This window comes from Arthrobacter sp. Marseille-P9274 (assembly GCF_946892675.1).
Classification (GTDB): domain Bacteria; phylum Actinomycetota; class Actinomycetes; order Actinomycetales; family Micrococcaceae; genus Crystallibacter.
Genome location: NZ_CAMPOV010000001.1, coordinates 1,238,773 through 1,254,471, shown reverse-complemented (window position 1 = coordinate 1,254,471; position 15,699 = coordinate 1,238,773). Strand labels below are relative to the sequence as shown.

The 15,699-nt window shown below is 68.6% G+C and carries 14 protein-coding genes; 5 read left to right on the top strand and 9 right to left on the bottom strand.

Going from position 1 to position 15,699, the window contains the following annotated elements; genetic code table 11:
• Positions 1–121 precede the first annotated feature (121 nt).
• Both argG and OC550_RS05630 read left to right on the top strand, forming a co-directional pair.
• Positions 122–1,549 (top strand): argininosuccinate synthase, encoded by a 1,428-nt coding sequence (gene argG / locus OC550_RS05635; protein WP_262104304.1) that lies wholly within the window; start codon positions 122–124, stop codon positions 1,547–1,549.
• Between the two features lie 128 nt (positions 1,550–1,677).
• Positions 1,678–2,271, top strand: coding sequence for a mismatch-specific DNA-glycosylase (locus OC550_RS05630; protein ID WP_262104303.1), 594 nt, complete (start codon positions 1,678–1,680; stop codon positions 2,269–2,271).
• A 20-nt stretch (positions 2,272–2,291) separates the two neighbouring features.
• Here the strand turns inward: OC550_RS05630 and OC550_RS05625 are convergent, their stop codons facing one another.
• The 4 genes from OC550_RS05625 to acnA all read right to left on the bottom strand — a co-directional run bounded on the left by OC550_RS05625 (position 2,292) and on the right by acnA (position 8,315).
• Complete coding sequence (locus tag OC550_RS05625) at positions 2,292–2,852, bottom strand: hypothetical protein (RefSeq protein ID WP_262104302.1); 561 nt, start codon at positions 2,850–2,852, stop codon at positions 2,292–2,294.
• Positions 2,849–3,400, bottom strand: coding sequence for a DUF402 domain-containing protein (locus OC550_RS05620; RefSeq protein WP_262104301.1), 552 nt, complete (start codon positions 3,398–3,400; stop codon positions 2,849–2,851). Before OC550_RS05620 ends, OC550_RS05625 begins: the two co-directional genes overlap by 4 nt.
• A complete protein-coding gene (gene dxs / locus OC550_RS05615; protein WP_262104300.1) occupies positions 3,397–5,370 on the bottom strand; it encodes a 1-deoxy-D-xylulose-5-phosphate synthase in 1,974 nt (657 codons plus the stop codon). The genes OC550_RS05620 and dxs overlap by 4 nt, the downstream gene beginning before the upstream one ends.
• 143 nt (positions 5,371–5,513) lie before the next feature.
• The gene (acnA, locus tag OC550_RS05610) at positions 5,514–8,315 is read right to left on the bottom strand and encodes an aconitate hydratase AcnA (protein WP_262104299.1); all 2,802 of its coding nucleotides are present in this window, start codon (positions 8,313–8,315) and stop codon (positions 5,514–5,516) included.
• 216 nt (positions 8,316–8,531) lie between these two features.
• Here acnA and OC550_RS05605 point away from each other — a divergent pair, with 216 nt between their 5' ends.
• Complete coding sequence (locus OC550_RS05605) at positions 8,532–9,059, top strand: MarR family winged helix-turn-helix transcriptional regulator (protein ID WP_262104298.1); 528 nt, start codon at positions 8,532–8,534, stop codon at positions 9,057–9,059.
• A 23-nt stretch (positions 9,060–9,082) separates the two neighbouring features.
• Here OC550_RS05605 and OC550_RS05600 read toward each other — a convergent pair whose 3' ends face one another.
• On the bottom strand, positions 9,083–10,405 hold the full coding sequence (locus tag OC550_RS05600; RefSeq protein ID WP_262104297.1) for a class I SAM-dependent RNA methyltransferase: 1,323 nt from the start codon (positions 10,403–10,405) through the stop codon (positions 9,083–9,085).
• Position 10,406: 1 nt separating this feature from the next.
• A complete protein-coding gene (locus OC550_RS05595) occupies positions 10,407–12,380 on the bottom strand; it encodes an APC family permease (protein ID WP_262104296.1) in 1,974 nt (657 codons plus the stop codon).
• A 121-nt stretch (positions 12,381–12,501) separates the two neighbouring features.
• On the opposite strand from OC550_RS05595, the gene OC550_RS05590 reads away from it, so the two are divergent.
• Positions 12,502–13,176: a TrkA family potassium uptake protein gene (locus OC550_RS05590; protein WP_262104295.1), complete on the top strand. Its 675-nt coding sequence runs from the start codon at positions 12,502–12,504 to the stop codon at positions 13,174–13,176.
• Entirely contained in the window at positions 13,173–13,874 is a 702-nt protein-coding gene (locus tag OC550_RS05585) for a TrkA family potassium uptake protein (protein ID WP_262104294.1), read from the top strand. The genes OC550_RS05590 and OC550_RS05585 overlap by 4 nt, the downstream gene beginning before the upstream one ends.
• On the opposite strand, the gene OC550_RS05580 is transcribed toward OC550_RS05585, so the two are convergent.
• From OC550_RS05580 to OC550_RS05570, 3 genes are read right to left on the bottom strand one after another with little or no spacing between them, the layout of a single operon-like run.
• Positions 13,812–14,543, bottom strand: coding sequence for a DUF3159 domain-containing protein (locus tag OC550_RS05580; protein WP_262104293.1), 732 nt, complete (start codon positions 14,541–14,543; stop codon positions 13,812–13,814). The genes OC550_RS05585 and OC550_RS05580 overlap by 63 nt on opposite strands.
• Positions 14,540–14,899, bottom strand: a complete 360-nt coding sequence (locus OC550_RS05575; RefSeq protein ID WP_262104292.1) for a hypothetical protein — start codon at positions 14,897–14,899, stop codon at positions 14,540–14,542. Before OC550_RS05575 ends, OC550_RS05580 begins: the two co-directional genes overlap by 4 nt.
• Positions 14,892–15,656 carry a DUF3710 domain-containing protein gene (locus tag OC550_RS05570; protein WP_262104291.1) on the bottom strand — a complete coding sequence of 255 codons (765 nt, stop codon included), beginning with the start codon at positions 15,654–15,656 and terminating at the stop codon, positions 14,892–14,894. The genes OC550_RS05575 and OC550_RS05570 overlap by 8 nt, the downstream gene beginning before the upstream one ends.
• Between the last annotated feature and the right edge of the window lie 43 nt (positions 15,657–15,699).

Below are 15,699 nucleotides of genomic sequence, written 5' to 3'. Positions count from 1 at the left end.
CGCATCCTACCGCTCCATGCTGGTGCAAAACCGGGTGCACGGGTGATTTCGCGCACGTCACGAAGCCGCTAACGCGCGGCCGCTTCGGCCTTTGGCGCCCGGTGCACCTATTATCGAGAACATGGCCAAAGTTCTCACTTCTCTTCCCGTCGGCGAACGCGTCGGCATCGCCTTCTCCGGCGGACTCGATACTTCCGTGGCAGTTGCGTGGATGCGTGACGGCGGCGCCGTGCCCTACACCTACACTGCGGACCTCGGTCAGTATGACGAGCCGGACATCGACGCCGTTCCCGGACGTGCGGCCGAATACGGCGCGGAGCTCTCCCGCCTGGTCGACTGCAAGCCCGCCCTGGTGGAGGAAGGCCTGGCCGCGCTGGCCTGCGGCGCCTTCCACATCCGTAGCGCCGGGCGCGCCTACTTCAACACCACCCCGCTGGGCCGTGCGGTCACCGGCACCCTGCTGGTGCGTGCCATGCGCGAAGACGGCGTGGACATCTGGGGCGACGGCTCCACCTATAAGGGCAATGACATCGAGCGGTTCTACCGCTACGGGCTCCTGGCGCACCCGCGCCTGCGCATCTACAAGCCCTGGCTCGACCCGAAGTTCGTCTCCGAGCTGGGCGGCCGCAAGGAAATGTCCGAGTGGCTCACCGCGCATGACTTCCCCTACCGCGACTCCGCGGAGAAGGCCTACAGCACCGACGCGAACATCTGGGGCGCCACGCACGAGGCCAAGACGCTGGAGCACCTGGACACCAGCCTCGAGGCCGTCGAGCCCATCATGGGCGTGGCCTTCTGGCGCGACGACGTCGAGATCGCCACCGAGGACGTCACGATCCGCTTCGAGGCGGGCCGCCCCGTGGCCATCAACGGCACCGAGTTCGCCGACGCCGTCGCCCTGGTCAACGAGGCCAATGCCATCGGCGGCCGCCACGGCCTGGGCATGAGCGACCAGATCGAGAACCGCATCATCGAGGCCAAGAGCCGCGGCATTTACGAAGCTCCGGGCATGGCCCTGCTGCACATCGCCTACGAGCGGCTGCTCAACGCCATTCACAACGAAGACACCGTGGCCAACTACTACGCCGAGGGCCGCCGCCTCGGCCGCCTGATGTACGAGGGCCGCTGGCTGGACCCGCAGTCGCTGATGCTGCGCGAGTCGCTGCAGAAGTGGGTCGGCTCGGCAGTGACCGGCGAGGTCACCCTGCGCCTGCGGCGCGGCGAGGACTACACGATCCTGGACACCTCCGGACCGCACCTGAGCTACCACCCGGACAAGCTCTCCATGGAGCGCGTCGGCGACGCCGCGTTCGGGCCGCTGGACCGGATCGGCCAGCTGACCATGCGCAACCTGGACATCGCGGATTCGCGGTCGCGCCTGGAGCAGTACGCCGCGCAGGGACTCGTCGGCGGACCGACCGCGGAACTGGTCGGCGCACTGGAGGCCGGCGGAGCCAACGAGATCGCCGACACCAAGCAGGTGGACGAGGCGGACCGGGCGGCAGACGAGGCCCTGGACCGCGCAGCGTTCGACGCCGGAACGGACTAAGGGTATTCCCCGCCGTCGCACGTGACGGCGGGCAAGGGCCCGGTGCTCCCGCCTGAGAGGCGGGGCGCCGGGCCCTTGCCATGCCCGGCACTTCGCCCTGGACGGCTCGTGCGTGACAGAGTGGGACGGTGCGCTTTACCCGTGACGAACTGCTCAGCTACCGCGACGCCACGGTGCCGGACCTGCTGGGGCCGGGGCTGCGCCTGCTCTTCGTGGGCATCAATCCCGGCCTGTGGTCGGCGGCGACGGGAACCCACTTCGCGCGGCCGGGCAACCGCTTCTACCCCGCTCTGGCGGCCGCGGGCATCACGGACCACCTGATCGATGCAGGAAGCGGCATGGCGGATGCAGACCGCGGCCAGCTGGTGGCCCGCGGTGTGGGCATCACCAACATCGTCGCCCGGGCCACGGCGAGGGCGGACGAACTGGCGGCTGCGGAGCTCAGGGACGGAGCGGACCGCCTCGCCGCGAAGGTCGGGTCGCTGGGCCCGCGCGTCGTGGCGGTGGCCGGAATCACCGCCTACCGCGTCGGGTTCGGCAGGCCGAAGGCGCGGCTCGGACGGCAGCCCGAGACGATCGCCGGGGCCGAGCTGTGGGCCGTACCGAACCCCAGCGGCCTGAACGCGCATGAGAGCGTGGCCAGCCTGGCGGACGCCTATCGCGCCGCGGCGCGCGCCGCAGGCCTGTGCCTGCCCGGAAACGGCGCGGACGGCGAGGCGTAGCCCCCAAAGAGCGCTTCCGGTCAGCCCAGGCTGAACGGCGCCTTGGCCGGGAGCGGATGCTTCTGCTTCAGCGCGGCCCGGTCCTCAGGCGGGGCGGTGGCGATGGTCAGCTTGGTGAAGTCCAGCTTGGCCTCGCGCAGGCAGACCTTCAGGCCGGCCACGGCCTTGGAAGCGTCCGGGGCCAGGCAGTAGATGTTCAGCTTGTGCGGGGCGAACTCGGTGCGCTCCACGGTGCCAAGGCCGCGCCAGGCAAAGAACTCGGTGATGGCGCGCCGGGCCTTGTCCTCCAGGTAGCGGTCCCGCTCGCTGCCGTCCGCGGTCTTCAGCGCGTACTGGGCCACCACCGTGGACTGTTCCTCCGGCGGGATCTCGGCATAGCCGTCCTCGGCACACTGCTGCGCGAAGGCGTCCAGCAGCGCGCCCGCGGCCTCGGCCGTGACGTCGCGGGTCTCCTTGGTGCTGCTCTGGTGTCCGACGGTGCCGTGGTTGACCACGAACTGGGCATAGTCCTCGTCGAACCACGCCTCCCGGAATACCAGGGTGCCGTCGTCGAGACGCTTGTAGAGTCGGAGGAAATTCATGCGCGTGCCTTCCTGAACCAGTCTGCTGCCGTGCCGTCGAAGGGGGCCGCATGGTCCCGCACAGCGGTGTAGATGCGGTCCGCCTCCGCGCGCATCGCCTCGATCACCGGTTCCGGATAGGACATGGCCGCCTGGTGCGCGGCGAACTCGTCTTCGTCATCGATCCAGGTGCCGGGCCCGTTGAAGGTCCTGATCACATCCAGGTCCATATCGACGAGGGTCACCTCGAAGCCGCGGCCGGCGTGCAGCTCGCCCCACCTGATGTCCGTGGCGATATCAACATAGATTTCCACGTCTTTCGGGTGCAGCTCGTCGAAGAACGTCACCACATGGTTGCCGCTGTGCGGCACCATCACCAGCGCATCCGAGGCCGCGTAGAATCCGTAGCCGGGCTTGGACACGAAGGAGCCCTCCGGCTGCCAGATCCAGTGTCCGAAGCCGTCCCGGCCCAGGTATTCGCCCGGGACCACCCAATGGGGCGTCCCGTCCCACTTGCGGTTGCGCAGCACCACCAGCTGGCCGCGGTCGATGGAGTCCGGTTCCCTCACTGGATCTTCGGGATCTGTCCGGTGGGCAGTTCCTGCCCCGGCAGCGGCCGCGCGAACGGAACCTTCGTGCCCAAAACCTGGGCAACGACGTCGTGCGTCACCTGCTGCGCGGTGAGCCCCACCCGCTCCATCACCTGCGGGCGGGTACCGTGGGCGAGGAACTCGACCGGAAGTCCGACCTCGTTCAGCGCTGTGTCCACGCCGGCCGCGCGCATCTCCTGGCGGATCCGCGAGCCGACGCCGCCGGCCCGGACGCCGTCCTCGATGACGATGACGATCCGGTGCCGGGCGGCCAGCGAGATGATCGACGGCGGGACCGGCAGCACCCAGCGCGGATCCACCACGGTGGAGCTGATGCCCTGGGCTCCGAGCCGGTTGGAGACTTCCAGCGCCAGCTCTCCCATGGCGCCGACGCTGACGATGAGGACGTCGTTCTCGGTGGATCCGGAGGGGCGCCGCGCAAGCACGTCCACGCCGTCGGACAGCCGCTCGATGGCACGGACCTCCTCGCCCACGGAGCCCTTGGAGAAGCGCACCACGGTGGGCGCGTCATTGATCGCCACCGCCTCGCGCAGTTCCTCGCGCAGCCGGGTGGCGTCGCGGGGAGCCGCAAGGTGCAGTCCCGGGACGATCTGCAGCATCGACAGGTCCCACATGCCGTGGTGGCTGGGCCCGTCCGGCCCGGTGACGCCGGCACGGTCCAGCACCACGGTCACGCCGGCCTTGTGCAACGCAACATCCATCAGCAGCTGGTCGAAGGCGCGGTTCAGGAAGGAGGCGTAGACCGCGACCACGGGATGCAGGCCGCCGTAGGCCATTCCCGCGGCGCTGGTCAGCGCGTGCTGTTCGGCGATGCCGACGTCGAATACCCGGTCCGGGTGCTTGGCCGCCAGCTTGTGCAGGCCGACCGGGATGAGCATGGCGCCGGTGATGCCGACGATGTCCGGGCGCTCGTCCGCGATCGCCGCGATCTCGTCCGAGAACACGGACGTCCAGGACTGCACGCCGCCGGCGTCCAGCGGCTCGCCGGTTTCCGGGTCGATGACCCCGACGGCGTGGAACTGGTCGGCCTCGTGGGCACGGGCGGGCGCGTAGCCGCGCCCCTTCTCCGTCAGCGCGTGCACGATCACCGGGCCGCCGTACTTGCGGGCCTGGGTCAGGGCATCTTCCACCGACGCCATGTCATGGCCGTCGATGGGGCCGATGTACTTCATGCCCAGGTCCTCGAACAGGCCCTGCGGGGCCCACCAGTCCTTGATGCCCTTCTTGGCCGCGTGCAGGCTCTTGTAGGCCAGCTGGCTGAGCAGGCCGCCGTGCTGAAGGCGCCGCTTCCACCAGTCGAGCGTGCCCTCGTAGGCCTTATGCGTGCGGACCCTGTCGATCGTGGCGCGGAGCGCGGCCAGCTGGTCAGCGAGGCCGCCGATCGTCGGGGCGTAGGACCGGCCGTTGTCGTTGACCACGATGACCACGCGGCGGCTCTTGTCCGCGGCGATGTTGTTGATGGCCTCCCAGGCCATGCCGCCGGTCAGGGCGCCATCGCCGATCATGACGACGACGTAGCGTTCCCCCTCGCCGTTCAGCTGGCGGGCGCGGGAGATGCCGTCCGCCCAGGACAGGGAGGACGACGCGTGCGATGATTCGACGATGTCGTGGATGGATTCCGCGCGGTCCGGGTAGCCCGACAAGCCGCCCTGCTGGCGGAGCGTGGAGAAGTCCTGCCGCCCCGTGAGGAGCTTGTGCACGTACGACTGGTGCCCCGTGTCGAAGACAATGCTGTCGCGCGGGGAATCGAAGACACGGTGGATCCCCAGCGTCAGCTCCACCACGCCGAGGTTCGGGCCGAGGTGCCCGCCGGTCTGGGCGACATTCGTGATCAGGAACTGCCGGATCTCCGCCGCCAGGCTCATCAGCTGCGCCGTGCTGAGCTTGCTGAGGTCCTGAGGATTACGGATTGTCTCCAGTAGGCCCATAGTGCCTCCCTTGCCGGTGTCTAGACTGCCTCCGCGCGCTGAAGACTTCGCGGTGGCCAACACTTAACCATAACGCGCAGCGGGCCCCCGGCCCGCCCGAAGGACGGATTGCCGGGGGCCCGCTGCGCTGGGGCCGAACGCGCTTAGGCCGCGGTCAGCTGACGCAGAACGTACTGCAGGATGCCGCCGTTGCGGTAGTAGTCGGCTTCGCCCGGCGTGTCGATTCTCACGACCGCGTCGAACGTGGTGACCTTTCCGTCTTCGTCGGTGGCGGTGACCTTCAAGGTCTTCGGGGTGGTGCCGTTGTTCAGTTCGGTCACTCCCTCGATCGCGAAGGTCTCGGTGCCGGTCAGGCGCAGCGAGGCGGCGCTCTCCCCGGCCGGGAACTGCAGCGGCAGCACGCCCATGCCGATGAGGTTGGAGCGGTGGATGCGCTCGAAGCTCTCCGCGATGACGGCCTTGACGCCCAACAGCGCCGTGCCCTTGGCAGCCCAGTCGCGGGACGAGCCGGAACCGTACTCCTTGCCGGCCAGGACGACCAGCGGAGTTCCGGCGGCCTGGTAGTTCATCGCCGCGTCGTAGATGTAGGCCTGGGGCCCGCCGGTCTCGGTGAAGTCGCGGGTGAAGCCGCCCTCCACGCCGTCCAGCAGCAGGTTCTTCAGCCGGATGTTCGCGAAGGTGCCGCGGATCATCACTTCGTGGTTGCCGCGGCGGGAACCGTAGGAGTTGAAGTCCTTGCGCTCCACGCCGTGTTCCAGCAGGTAGCGGCCTGCCGGGCTGTCGGACTTGAAGGAGCCGGCCGGGCTGATGTGGTCCGTGGTCACGGAATCGCCCAGCTTGGCCAGCACCCGGGCCCCGCTGATGTCCTGGACGGGCTCCGGCTGCGCCTTCATGCCCTCGAAGTACGGAGGCTTGCGCACGTAGGTCGAGTCCTCGGCCCAGGCAAAGGTGTCGCCCAGCGGGGTCTCGAGGGCGCGCCAGCGGTCGTCGCCGTCGAACACGCCGTCATAGCCCTTGGCGAACATCTCTTCGTCGATGGAGGAATCGATGATGCTCTGGACCTCGGTCGGGCTCGGCCAGATGTCCTTCAGGAAGACCTCGTTGCCCTCGGAGTCCGTGCCGAGCGCGTCCTTCTCGAAGTCGAAGTCCATGGAACCGGCCAGGGCGTACGCGATGACCAGCGGCGGCGAGGCCAGGTAGTTCATCTTGACGTCCGGGTTGATCCGGCCCTCGAAGTTACGGTTGCCCGAGAGCACCGCGGTCACGGAGAGATCGTTGGCCTGGATGGCCTCGGAGATCTCGCCTTCCAGCGGACCCGAGTTGCCGATGCAGGTCGCGCAGCCGTAGCCCACGGTGAAGAAGCCGAGCTTCTCCAGGTAGGGACCCAGGCCGGACTTCTCGTAGTACTCGGTGACGACCTTGGAGCCGGGGGCAACAGAGGTCTTGACCCACGGCTTGGAGGTCAGGCCCTTCTCGACGGCGTTACGCGCCAGCACCGCGGCGGCCAGCATGACCGACGGGTTGGAGGTGTTGGTGCAGGAGGTGATGGACGCGATGGTGACGGCGCCGTGGTCCAGCACGAACTCGCGGCCGTCCTCCATCTTGACGTCGACGGCCTTGCTCGGGCGGCCGTTGGAGTTCGAGGCTGCCGAGTGGCGCACGGTCGAGGTCATCGCCGGCGCGTCCGAAGCCGGGAAAGACTCTTCCAGCGCCTCGTCGAGGGCGTCCTCGTTGGCTGCCTTGACGTAGCTGCCCAGGTCCTTGCGGAACTGGTCCTTGGACTCGCTGAGCTCGATCCGGTCCTGCGGACGCTTCGGGCCGGCAATCGAGGGAACCACGGTGGAGAGGTCCAGTTCGAGGTACTCGGAGAAGCGCAACTCGCGGCTCGGGTCGTGCCAGAGGCCCTGTTCCTTGGTGTAGGCCTCGACGAGGGCAATGTTCTCCTCGGAGCGGCCGGTCAGGCGCAGGTAGTCCAGGGTCACGTCGTCGATCGGGAACATCGCGGCGGTGGAGCCGAACTCGGGGCTCATGTTGCCGATGGTGGCGCGGTTGGCCAGCGGCACCGCAGCAACGCCCTCGCCGTAGAACTCCACGAATTTGCCGACGACGCCATGCTTACGCAGCATTTCGGTAATGGTCAGCACCACGTCGGTGGCGGTGGCACCGGCAGGGATCTCGCCGGTGAGCTTGAAGCCGACCACGCGCGGGATCAGCATGGAGACGGGCTGGCCCAGCATCGCGGCCTCGGCCTCGATGCCGCCGACGCCCCAGCCCAGCACGCCCAGACCGTTGACCATGGTGGTGTGGGAGTCGGTGCCGACGCAGGTGTCCGGGTAGGCACGCAGCTTGGTCTGCCCGTCTTCGACTACCTCGCGGGTCATGACCGTCCGGGCCAGGTATTCGATGTTGACCTGGTGCACGATGCCGGTGCCCGGCGGGACAACCTTGAAGTCGTCGAAGGCGGTCTGGCCCCAGCGCAGGAACTGGTACCGCTCGCCGTTGCGCTGGTATTCGATCTCCATGTTGCGCTCGACCGCCTGGGCGTTGCCGAAGACGTCGATCTGGACGGAGTGGTCGATGACCATCTCGGCCGGGGCCAGCGGGTTGACGCGCTTCGGGTCGCCGCCGAGCTCCTTGACGGCCTCACGCATGGTGGCCAGGTCGACCACGCAGGGAACGCCGGTGAAGTCCTGCATGATCACGCGGGCGGGCGTGAACTGGATTTCGGTGTTCGGCTGGGCGTTGGGGTCCCAGCCGGCCAGGGCGCGGACGTGGTCCGCCGTGATGTTGGCACCGTCTTCGGTGCGAAGCAGGTTCTCCAAGAGAACCTTGAGGCTGAACGGAAGGCTGTCGGCGCCTTCGATCGAATTCAGCCGGAAAATTTCGTATTCGGTACCGCCGACGTTCAATGCGCCTTTGGAACCGAAGCTGTCCACATTGCTCACAGGGGACTCCTCTCGCCATTCACATCTTTGTTGCCCGTCCGGGCGAGCCGCCAGTTAGGGCGGCCTTATCGGCAGGGGTGCGGTTGGATTGCGGCCGAGCCGTGGCCAGCCTATCCCCGCACCCCTGAGGGCAGACCCCCGGGGCCGGGGATCTCTTGACATCAAGATTTACAACGACCCTACTTTCCCCATATCTTGATGTCAAGATAGTTTGGGGTGGACAGAGCCGGCGCGAACGATCAACGGGACCTGGAGCGGCACATGGATGCGGTGGACGAAATCATCGATGGATGGCAGCGTGTTTTGCCGTCGGAGGACGTCGAGCCGATGGGCGTCTTCAGCCGCATCGGCCGGCTGGCCCAGCGCTTCGACGCTCTGCGGCGCAACGCCTTGGCCGCCCACGGCCTGCAGCTGGGTGACTTCGATGTGCTCTCGGCCATCCGACGCTCCCCGGACGGCACGATGACCGCCGGGCAGCTGGCCAAGGAGAACCTGGTGACCTCAGGCACCATGACCAACCGCATCGACCGGCTGGTGGCCCGGGGCCTGGTGGGCCGCTCGGCGGACGTCGCCGACGCGCGGATCGTCCGGGTGAAGCTCCACCCGGAAGGGCGGCGGATCGTGGATGCCGCGTTCGTCGAGCTCCTGCGCATCGAGCACGAGCTCCTCGGCTCCATCCGGGACGCCGACCGCCAGCCGCTGGTGGACCGGCTGCGCGAGCTGCTGGCGCGGATCGAGGCCTAGCCGCTTCCACCGTCCCTTGCGCGTCAGGCGCGCACCAGCCGGGCGAAGGACTCCATGTGGTGCGTGTTCGGATAGAGGTCGAACACCCGCAGATCCTGCAGCTCCCATCCAAGCTTGAGGAAGTAGCCAAGGTCACGCGCGAAGGACGCAGGGTCGCACGCCACGTAGCCGACCACCGAGGGGCGTTTGCCGTGCAGCTGCTCCACCACCTTCCGGCCGGCGCCGGCGCGAGGCGGATCGAGCACCACGGCATCCAGCCGGTCGTGGTGGCGGCTCAGGACGTTCTCGACCTTGCCCTGCACGATCTGCACCTGTTCCATCCCGTGCAGGTTCTTGCGGGCGTCGCGGCTGGTGCCCGGGGAACCTTCCACGGAGAGTACCGCCCCGGAAGGCCCGACGGCGGCGCCCAGTGGCGCGGTGAACAGTCCGGCACCGGCGTAGAGGTCCGCGACCCGCTGCCCCGGCTGGGGGTCCACCCCCGCCAGCACGGCGCCGGTCAGCACCTGCGGAGCCAAGCGGTGGATCTGCCAGAACCCCTCCCCGGTCACGCGGTATTCGTGGCCACGGCAGCTTTCGGCCACCCAGGTCCGGCCGCGCAGCCGCGTCAGCCGCTGTTCCTCGGGTTGCCATACGGCGACCGACGCCGGCGCCGGAATCCGGCCCGCGATGGCGGCCAGCCGGCGGGGGCTCGCTCCCTCGGCCGGCACAAGCAGCACCAGCGGCGCAGAACCGTTGGCAGGCGCCGCCACCTCCACCCGCACCAGCTGGCTCAGGTCCTGTTCCCAAAGCCGCAGCTCATTGATGGCGGGCACGGCCAGCGGCATGTCGGTCACCGGGATCAGCTGGTCCGAGCGGTGGGCATTCATGGCCAGCCGCCCGGACGGGTCCACGGCAAAAGCCGCCCTTGTACGCCAGCCCAGCCCGCCGTCGTCGTTGGCGTCCGCAGGTTCCACGCTGACGCTGCGCTCCACCCCCGCCAGGCGGTGCAGCTGTTCCTCGAAGATCGCGGCCTTCAGCGCACGCTGTTCGGCGAGGGCGATATGGCCGAACTCCGCACCGCCCACCGGAGGCTTGCCCGCCCTGGCGGCCAGGAGCGCGTCGGCGGGGGCCCAGGGGTGCGCCACGCGGTGCGGCGAGGCCTCCAGCACCTCGACGGTGTCGGCGCGCCAGAACCCGGCGTCCGGGCCCCCGTCCGTGACGCGGACCCGCACCCGCTCCCCCGGCAGGGCGTGCCGCACGAAGACGACGCGGCCCTCATGCCGCGCCACGAAGTGGCCGCCATGGGCCGGCGCGGAAACGGTCAGTTCTAGTTCAAGGTCGGAGTAACGCTCCGTGGCCTGCGGCATTTTAGGAAAGCTCCTGGAATTTGCGGACCGCATCGGAGGACGCGAGCTGCCATGGCACGCTGGCCACCATGACGCCCGGTTCGAAGTGCAGTCGGGTCTTGATCCGCAGGGCGGTCTGGTTGTGCACGAGTTGCTCCCACCAGCGCCCCACGACGTACTCGGGAATGTACACGACCACCAGGTCCCGCGGGGAATTGCGCCGGATGCTCTGGATGTAGTTGATGATCGGCGTGGTGGTGTCCCGGTAGGGCGATGCGAGCACGGTGATCGGCACCGGGATCTTCAGCCGGTCCCAGTCCGCCAGGGTCTGCGCGGTCTCCTCCTCGTCGATGTCCACGATCACGGCGTCCAGCTTGGACGGCCGCGAGGCCCGGGCGAACGCCAGCGCGCGCAGCACCGGCTTGCGGACATGCGAGACAAGAATCACCGCGTGCACCCGCGACGGCAGGGCCGTGGCCTGGCCCGTCTCGTCCACCGCCAGCTCGCGGGCGACCTGCTGGTAATGCCGGTTGATGCTGTACATCGCCAGCCCCAGCAGGAAGATGCCGGCGACCGCAATCCAGGCGCCGAAGACGAACTTGCTGACCAGCACGACCACCAGCACCGTGGCGGTGAGGATGAAGCCGATGAGGTTGATCAGCCGGGACCGCATCATCTTCCGCCGCAGGCGCCGGTTCGGCGTGGAGCGGATCAGCCGCGAGAAGTGCTTGATCATGCCCAGCTGGCTGAAGGTGAAGGAAACGAAGACACCAACCACATACAGCTGGATCAGCTGGGTCACGTCGGCCCGGAAGAGCAGGATCAACAGCAGCGCCGCCCCGGCCAGCGCCAGGACCCCGTTGCTGAAGCTGAGCCGGTCGCCGCGGGTCCGCAGCTGGCGCGGCAGGAACCCGTCCGTGGCCAGGATGGACGCCAGCGCAGGGAAAGCGGTGAAGGCCGAGTGGCTGGCCAGCACGAGGATCAGGCCGGTCACGGCGACCACGAGGTAGAAGAGCACGTTGCCGCGGTCGAACACGGCGGCTGCCAGCTGGCTGATGACCGGCATCTGCACGTAGTCGGCCGGCAGCGGCCCGCCATTCAGGCGCAACTGCTCCGCGGGAACCTGCACCACGTGCACGCGGGTGGCCCGGGCGAGGTACAGCACGGCCATGGTCATCACGGTCGCGGCGACGCCAAGCACGAGCAGCGCCGTCGCCGCGTTCCTGGCCCGCGGCGGCCGGAAGGCCCTCACGTTGCTGGCCGGGGTCTCCACGCCGGTCAGCGCGGCGGCGCCGGTGGAGAACGCCCGCAGCACCAGGAAGGCGCCGGCCAGGCCGGTCAGGCCGGCCTGGAACTCGGCGTCCGGCACGATGTCCAGCGCGGCGCTGGGGGCCAGTTCCAGCTGTCCGCTAAGGTCCTGGATGAAGCCGACCAAGCACATCAGCAGGATGAGGCCGACGAACGCGTAGGTGGGGATGGCTACGGCTCGACCGCCGCGGCGCAGACCGCGCAGGTGGAGGAACGCCAGGACAACGACGCCGAGGGCAGCGGCCATCGGTTGTCCTCCGTGGAGTGCGGGGAACGCGGCAATCAGGTAGTGTGCCGCCGACGACATCGACACCGCGACGGTGAGCACGTAGTCGAACATCAGCGCCGAGCCGACGGTGATGCCCGCGGTCTTGCCGAGGTTCTCGCTGGCAATCTGGTAATCGCCGCCGGAGGGGTAGGCGTGCACGCTCTGCCGGTAGGAGGCGATGATAACCAGCAGGACCACCATGACCGCCAGTCCGACCAGCGGCGACAGCGCCACGGCCGCGACGCCGGCCAGCGCCAGCGTGAGCAGGATCTCGTCCGGCGAGTAAGCCACCGAGGACAGCGCGTTGGCCGAAAACACCGGCAGGGCCAGCCACTGCGGCAGCGGCTGCACCTTGGCCCGCTCCGTCCGGAAGGGCCGGCCCACCAAGATCCGCTTGAGGGCGTCGAGATATGTCAGCACAGCCCACAACCGTAACCGCTTGCCTGCAGGGTTGTCATGGAATCACTCTAAGCCGCCGGGCGGGCAACAAAGGGTTAAGCTGGCAGCAGGACAGCTTGGATCAGCGGAAGAGGCATCGACAGTGGCGCATTTCGTCATCATGGGCTGCGGACGCGTAGGCGTCACCCTGGCCCACACGCTCGACGACTCCGGCCACAGCGTCGCGGTCATCGACCAGGACGACCGCGCCTTCCGTCGCCTGCGCAGCGATTTTTCCGGCCGCAAGGTCACCGGCGTGGGCTTCGACCGGGACACGCTCCGCCACGCCGGCATCGAGAAGGCCTACGCCTTCGCGGCGGTTTCGAGCGGCGACAATTCGAACATCCTCGCGACCCGGGTGGCGCGGGAGACCTTCCACGTACAGCACGTCGTCGCCCGCATCTACGACCCGGGGCGCGCGGAAATCTACCAGCGGCTGGGCATTCCCACGGTGGCGGCGGTGCGCTGGAGCGCGGACCAGGTGCTGCGCAGGATCCTGCCCGAGCAGAGCATCAAGGGCGACTACCGCGAAGCCTCCGGCCGGCTGATCCTGGGCGAGGTGTCGCTGCACGAGGCGTGGGCCGGCCACTTCCTCACCGAGATCGAGGCCCTGTCGGGGGCTCGGGTGGCCTACCTCACCCGCTTCGGCGAGGGCATGCTGCCGGGCCCGGAGACCCGCTTCCAGCACGGGGACATCGTGCATGCCATGATGCGCGTCGATGCCACGCATGAAATTTCCGCAGTCCTGTCCAAGCCTCCGGTGAAGGAGTCCGAATGAAGGTCGTCATTGCCGGCGCCGGCAGCGTCGGCTCCTCGATCGCCCGCGAACTGCTGTCCAACAACCACGACATCCTGCTCATCGACCAGAAGCCCGAGGTGATCGGCCGCAGCGGGCTCAAGGGAGCACGCTGGCTGATCGGTGACGCGTGCGAGATCACTACCCTGCGCGACGCGAAGCTGGAAGAAGCCGACGTCGTTGTGTCCGCGACCGGCGATGACAAGGTGAACCTCGTGGTGTCCCTGCTGGCCAAGAGCGAGTTCGGCGTCGGCCGGACCGTGGGCCGGGTCAATAACCCGAAGAATGACTGGATGTTCGACGATTCCTGGGGAGTCGACGTCGCCGTCAACACCCCGCGGCTCATGACGGCCCTGGTGGAAGAGGCCGTCGAGATCGGCGACCTGGTCCGCCTGCTGACGCTGCAGACAGGCGTGGCCTCGATCGTGGAATTCACCGTACCCGGGGACTCTGCACTGATCGGCAGCACGCTCGGCTCGGTGGACTGGCCCCAGGACGCGACGGTGGTCGCCATCCTCCGCGACGACGCACCCATTACCCCCAGCGCCGATGACGTGATCGAGGCAAGCGACGAACTGTTCTTCGTCACCACGATCGCCGCCGAACAGGAACTGCGGTCAGTCCTGCTCGCCCGCCCGGCCGGCGCTGCCGCCGGGGAGGGCGCTGCCGGCCGGGCGTGAAACCAGCCAGGCCAGCCACAGCCCGAGGGCATATAGCGGCAGGCCCATGACCAGCCGCGCGGTGCCGAGTGCGACCAGGCCGTCTTCGCCCATGAAGTACAGCGGCACCTGCACCAGCAGCCGCAGCACCAGGACCGAGGTGACGATCCAGGTGGCCAGCACGTACGCCTTGAGCCGGCGCGGGTGCTTCCGCCAGTCGATGCCTTCGCCGCGGATGAAGCCGAAGAGCAGCCCGGCGAGCGGCCATTTCACCAGGACGGATACCACCATGCCGACGATGTACGCGGCGTTGGTGATGAAGCCCCAGACGTAGAAATCCTCGGCACGCCCCGTGCTGTTGGCCACGAACGCGCAGATACCTACGCCGACCAGGCCCGAGAAGGCCTGAGTCACGGTTCCGCGCTGGATGAGCCGCAGCACAGTGAATACGGCCGCCGTGCCGAGGGCGCCGATCAGGGCGGGACCGAGGTCCCGGCTGACGGTAAAGACAACCAGGAAGATGATGCCGGGCAGGACGCTCTCGACAAGGCCGCGGACTCCGCCGATGGATTTGAGGACGTCGATTTGCCCGTCGTCGCGCCGCTCCATGCCCGCCTTGGCGGCATAGCTGCCGGCCAGGTCGGACAGCGACTTCTCGGGTTCGTCCCGCGGTGCGGGCTTTTCAGTCATGACTCGTTCTCCAACAGGCTCAGGATCTCGTACCCCGGGTTGTACATGGTCGGCAGGCCGTCGACCTCGGACACCATACCGTCGAACCCCAACCGAATTCCGGCGTCGATCCCCGGCACCCTGCGCTGGCCGAGCCAGACCAGGCGGATCCGGCCCCGCCGGGACGCCGTCTTGGCCCCGGGCTCGGCGGCGGGCAGTTCGGAGGCGACCACGGCCGAGAAGCTCGGGGCCTCGCCCGCGGGCAGGATGGTCACCGACTCAACGAAACCGGACGAACGGATCCGCCCGCGCCCGGGCATCCGGTCCAGCGGCACCGTTGCCGCCGCCGGCCGCAGCCGTGCACCGGAATCAACCAATGTGCGTGATTTCCGGCCCGCGTTCCGGGGCGCTGAGCCCCGGTGCGGCCTCGGCCTCGGGCTGCGGAGCCGCGTCCTTCGGAAGGCGCAGCTGCAGCAGGTCCCGGGGAGGCAGCGGCTGGCTTCCGCGGACCACGACGGTGGAGCGGAACAGTTCTTCCAGGTCTGCCGACTTCTCCCGGTCGAGAGCCGCGGCGCCGCCGATCACTCCGCGCAGGAACCAGCGCGGCCCGTCCACGCCGACGAAGCGTGCGACCCGGTAGCCGGTCTTGCCGTCCGGGGTCTGTGCCGGAAGCTTGGCCACTACTTCGGTACCGAGCGGTCCCTCAAGCTCCTCGATCTGCCCGCCCTGCGATCCGACCGAGGCAGCGATCTGCTCCCGGATCTCCGGCCAGAGCGACTCGGTCTTCGGCGCGGCAAATGCCTGCAGCTGAAGGCTCGACCCGGCCAGGTCCAGCGTTACGGCGATGACGCGCTGGGTGCGTTCCTCGACCTCCAGCCGCAGCTGGAGGCCTTCGCGCGGCCGGATCTTCAGGGCACCGAGGTCCAGGTAGTCTTCCCCGGTGTCCTTTTCGGCGCTGTCGAAGGGCCCGTCGGAACGGAAGGCGTCCTTGTCCGGCAGGCCCGCGGAGCCGGTTTCGCTGCCGGGCTCCTGTCCGGAGGCGGCAACTTCTTCCGTGCCCGCGGCCTCGGTGCCATCGGCAGGCTCGACAGGTTCGGCAGCGTCACTGCGCTTCTTGCGGCGCCCAAATACCATCGTGGCTTTCCTCTCGGACTTGATGCGGTGGCCGGCGGCCGGA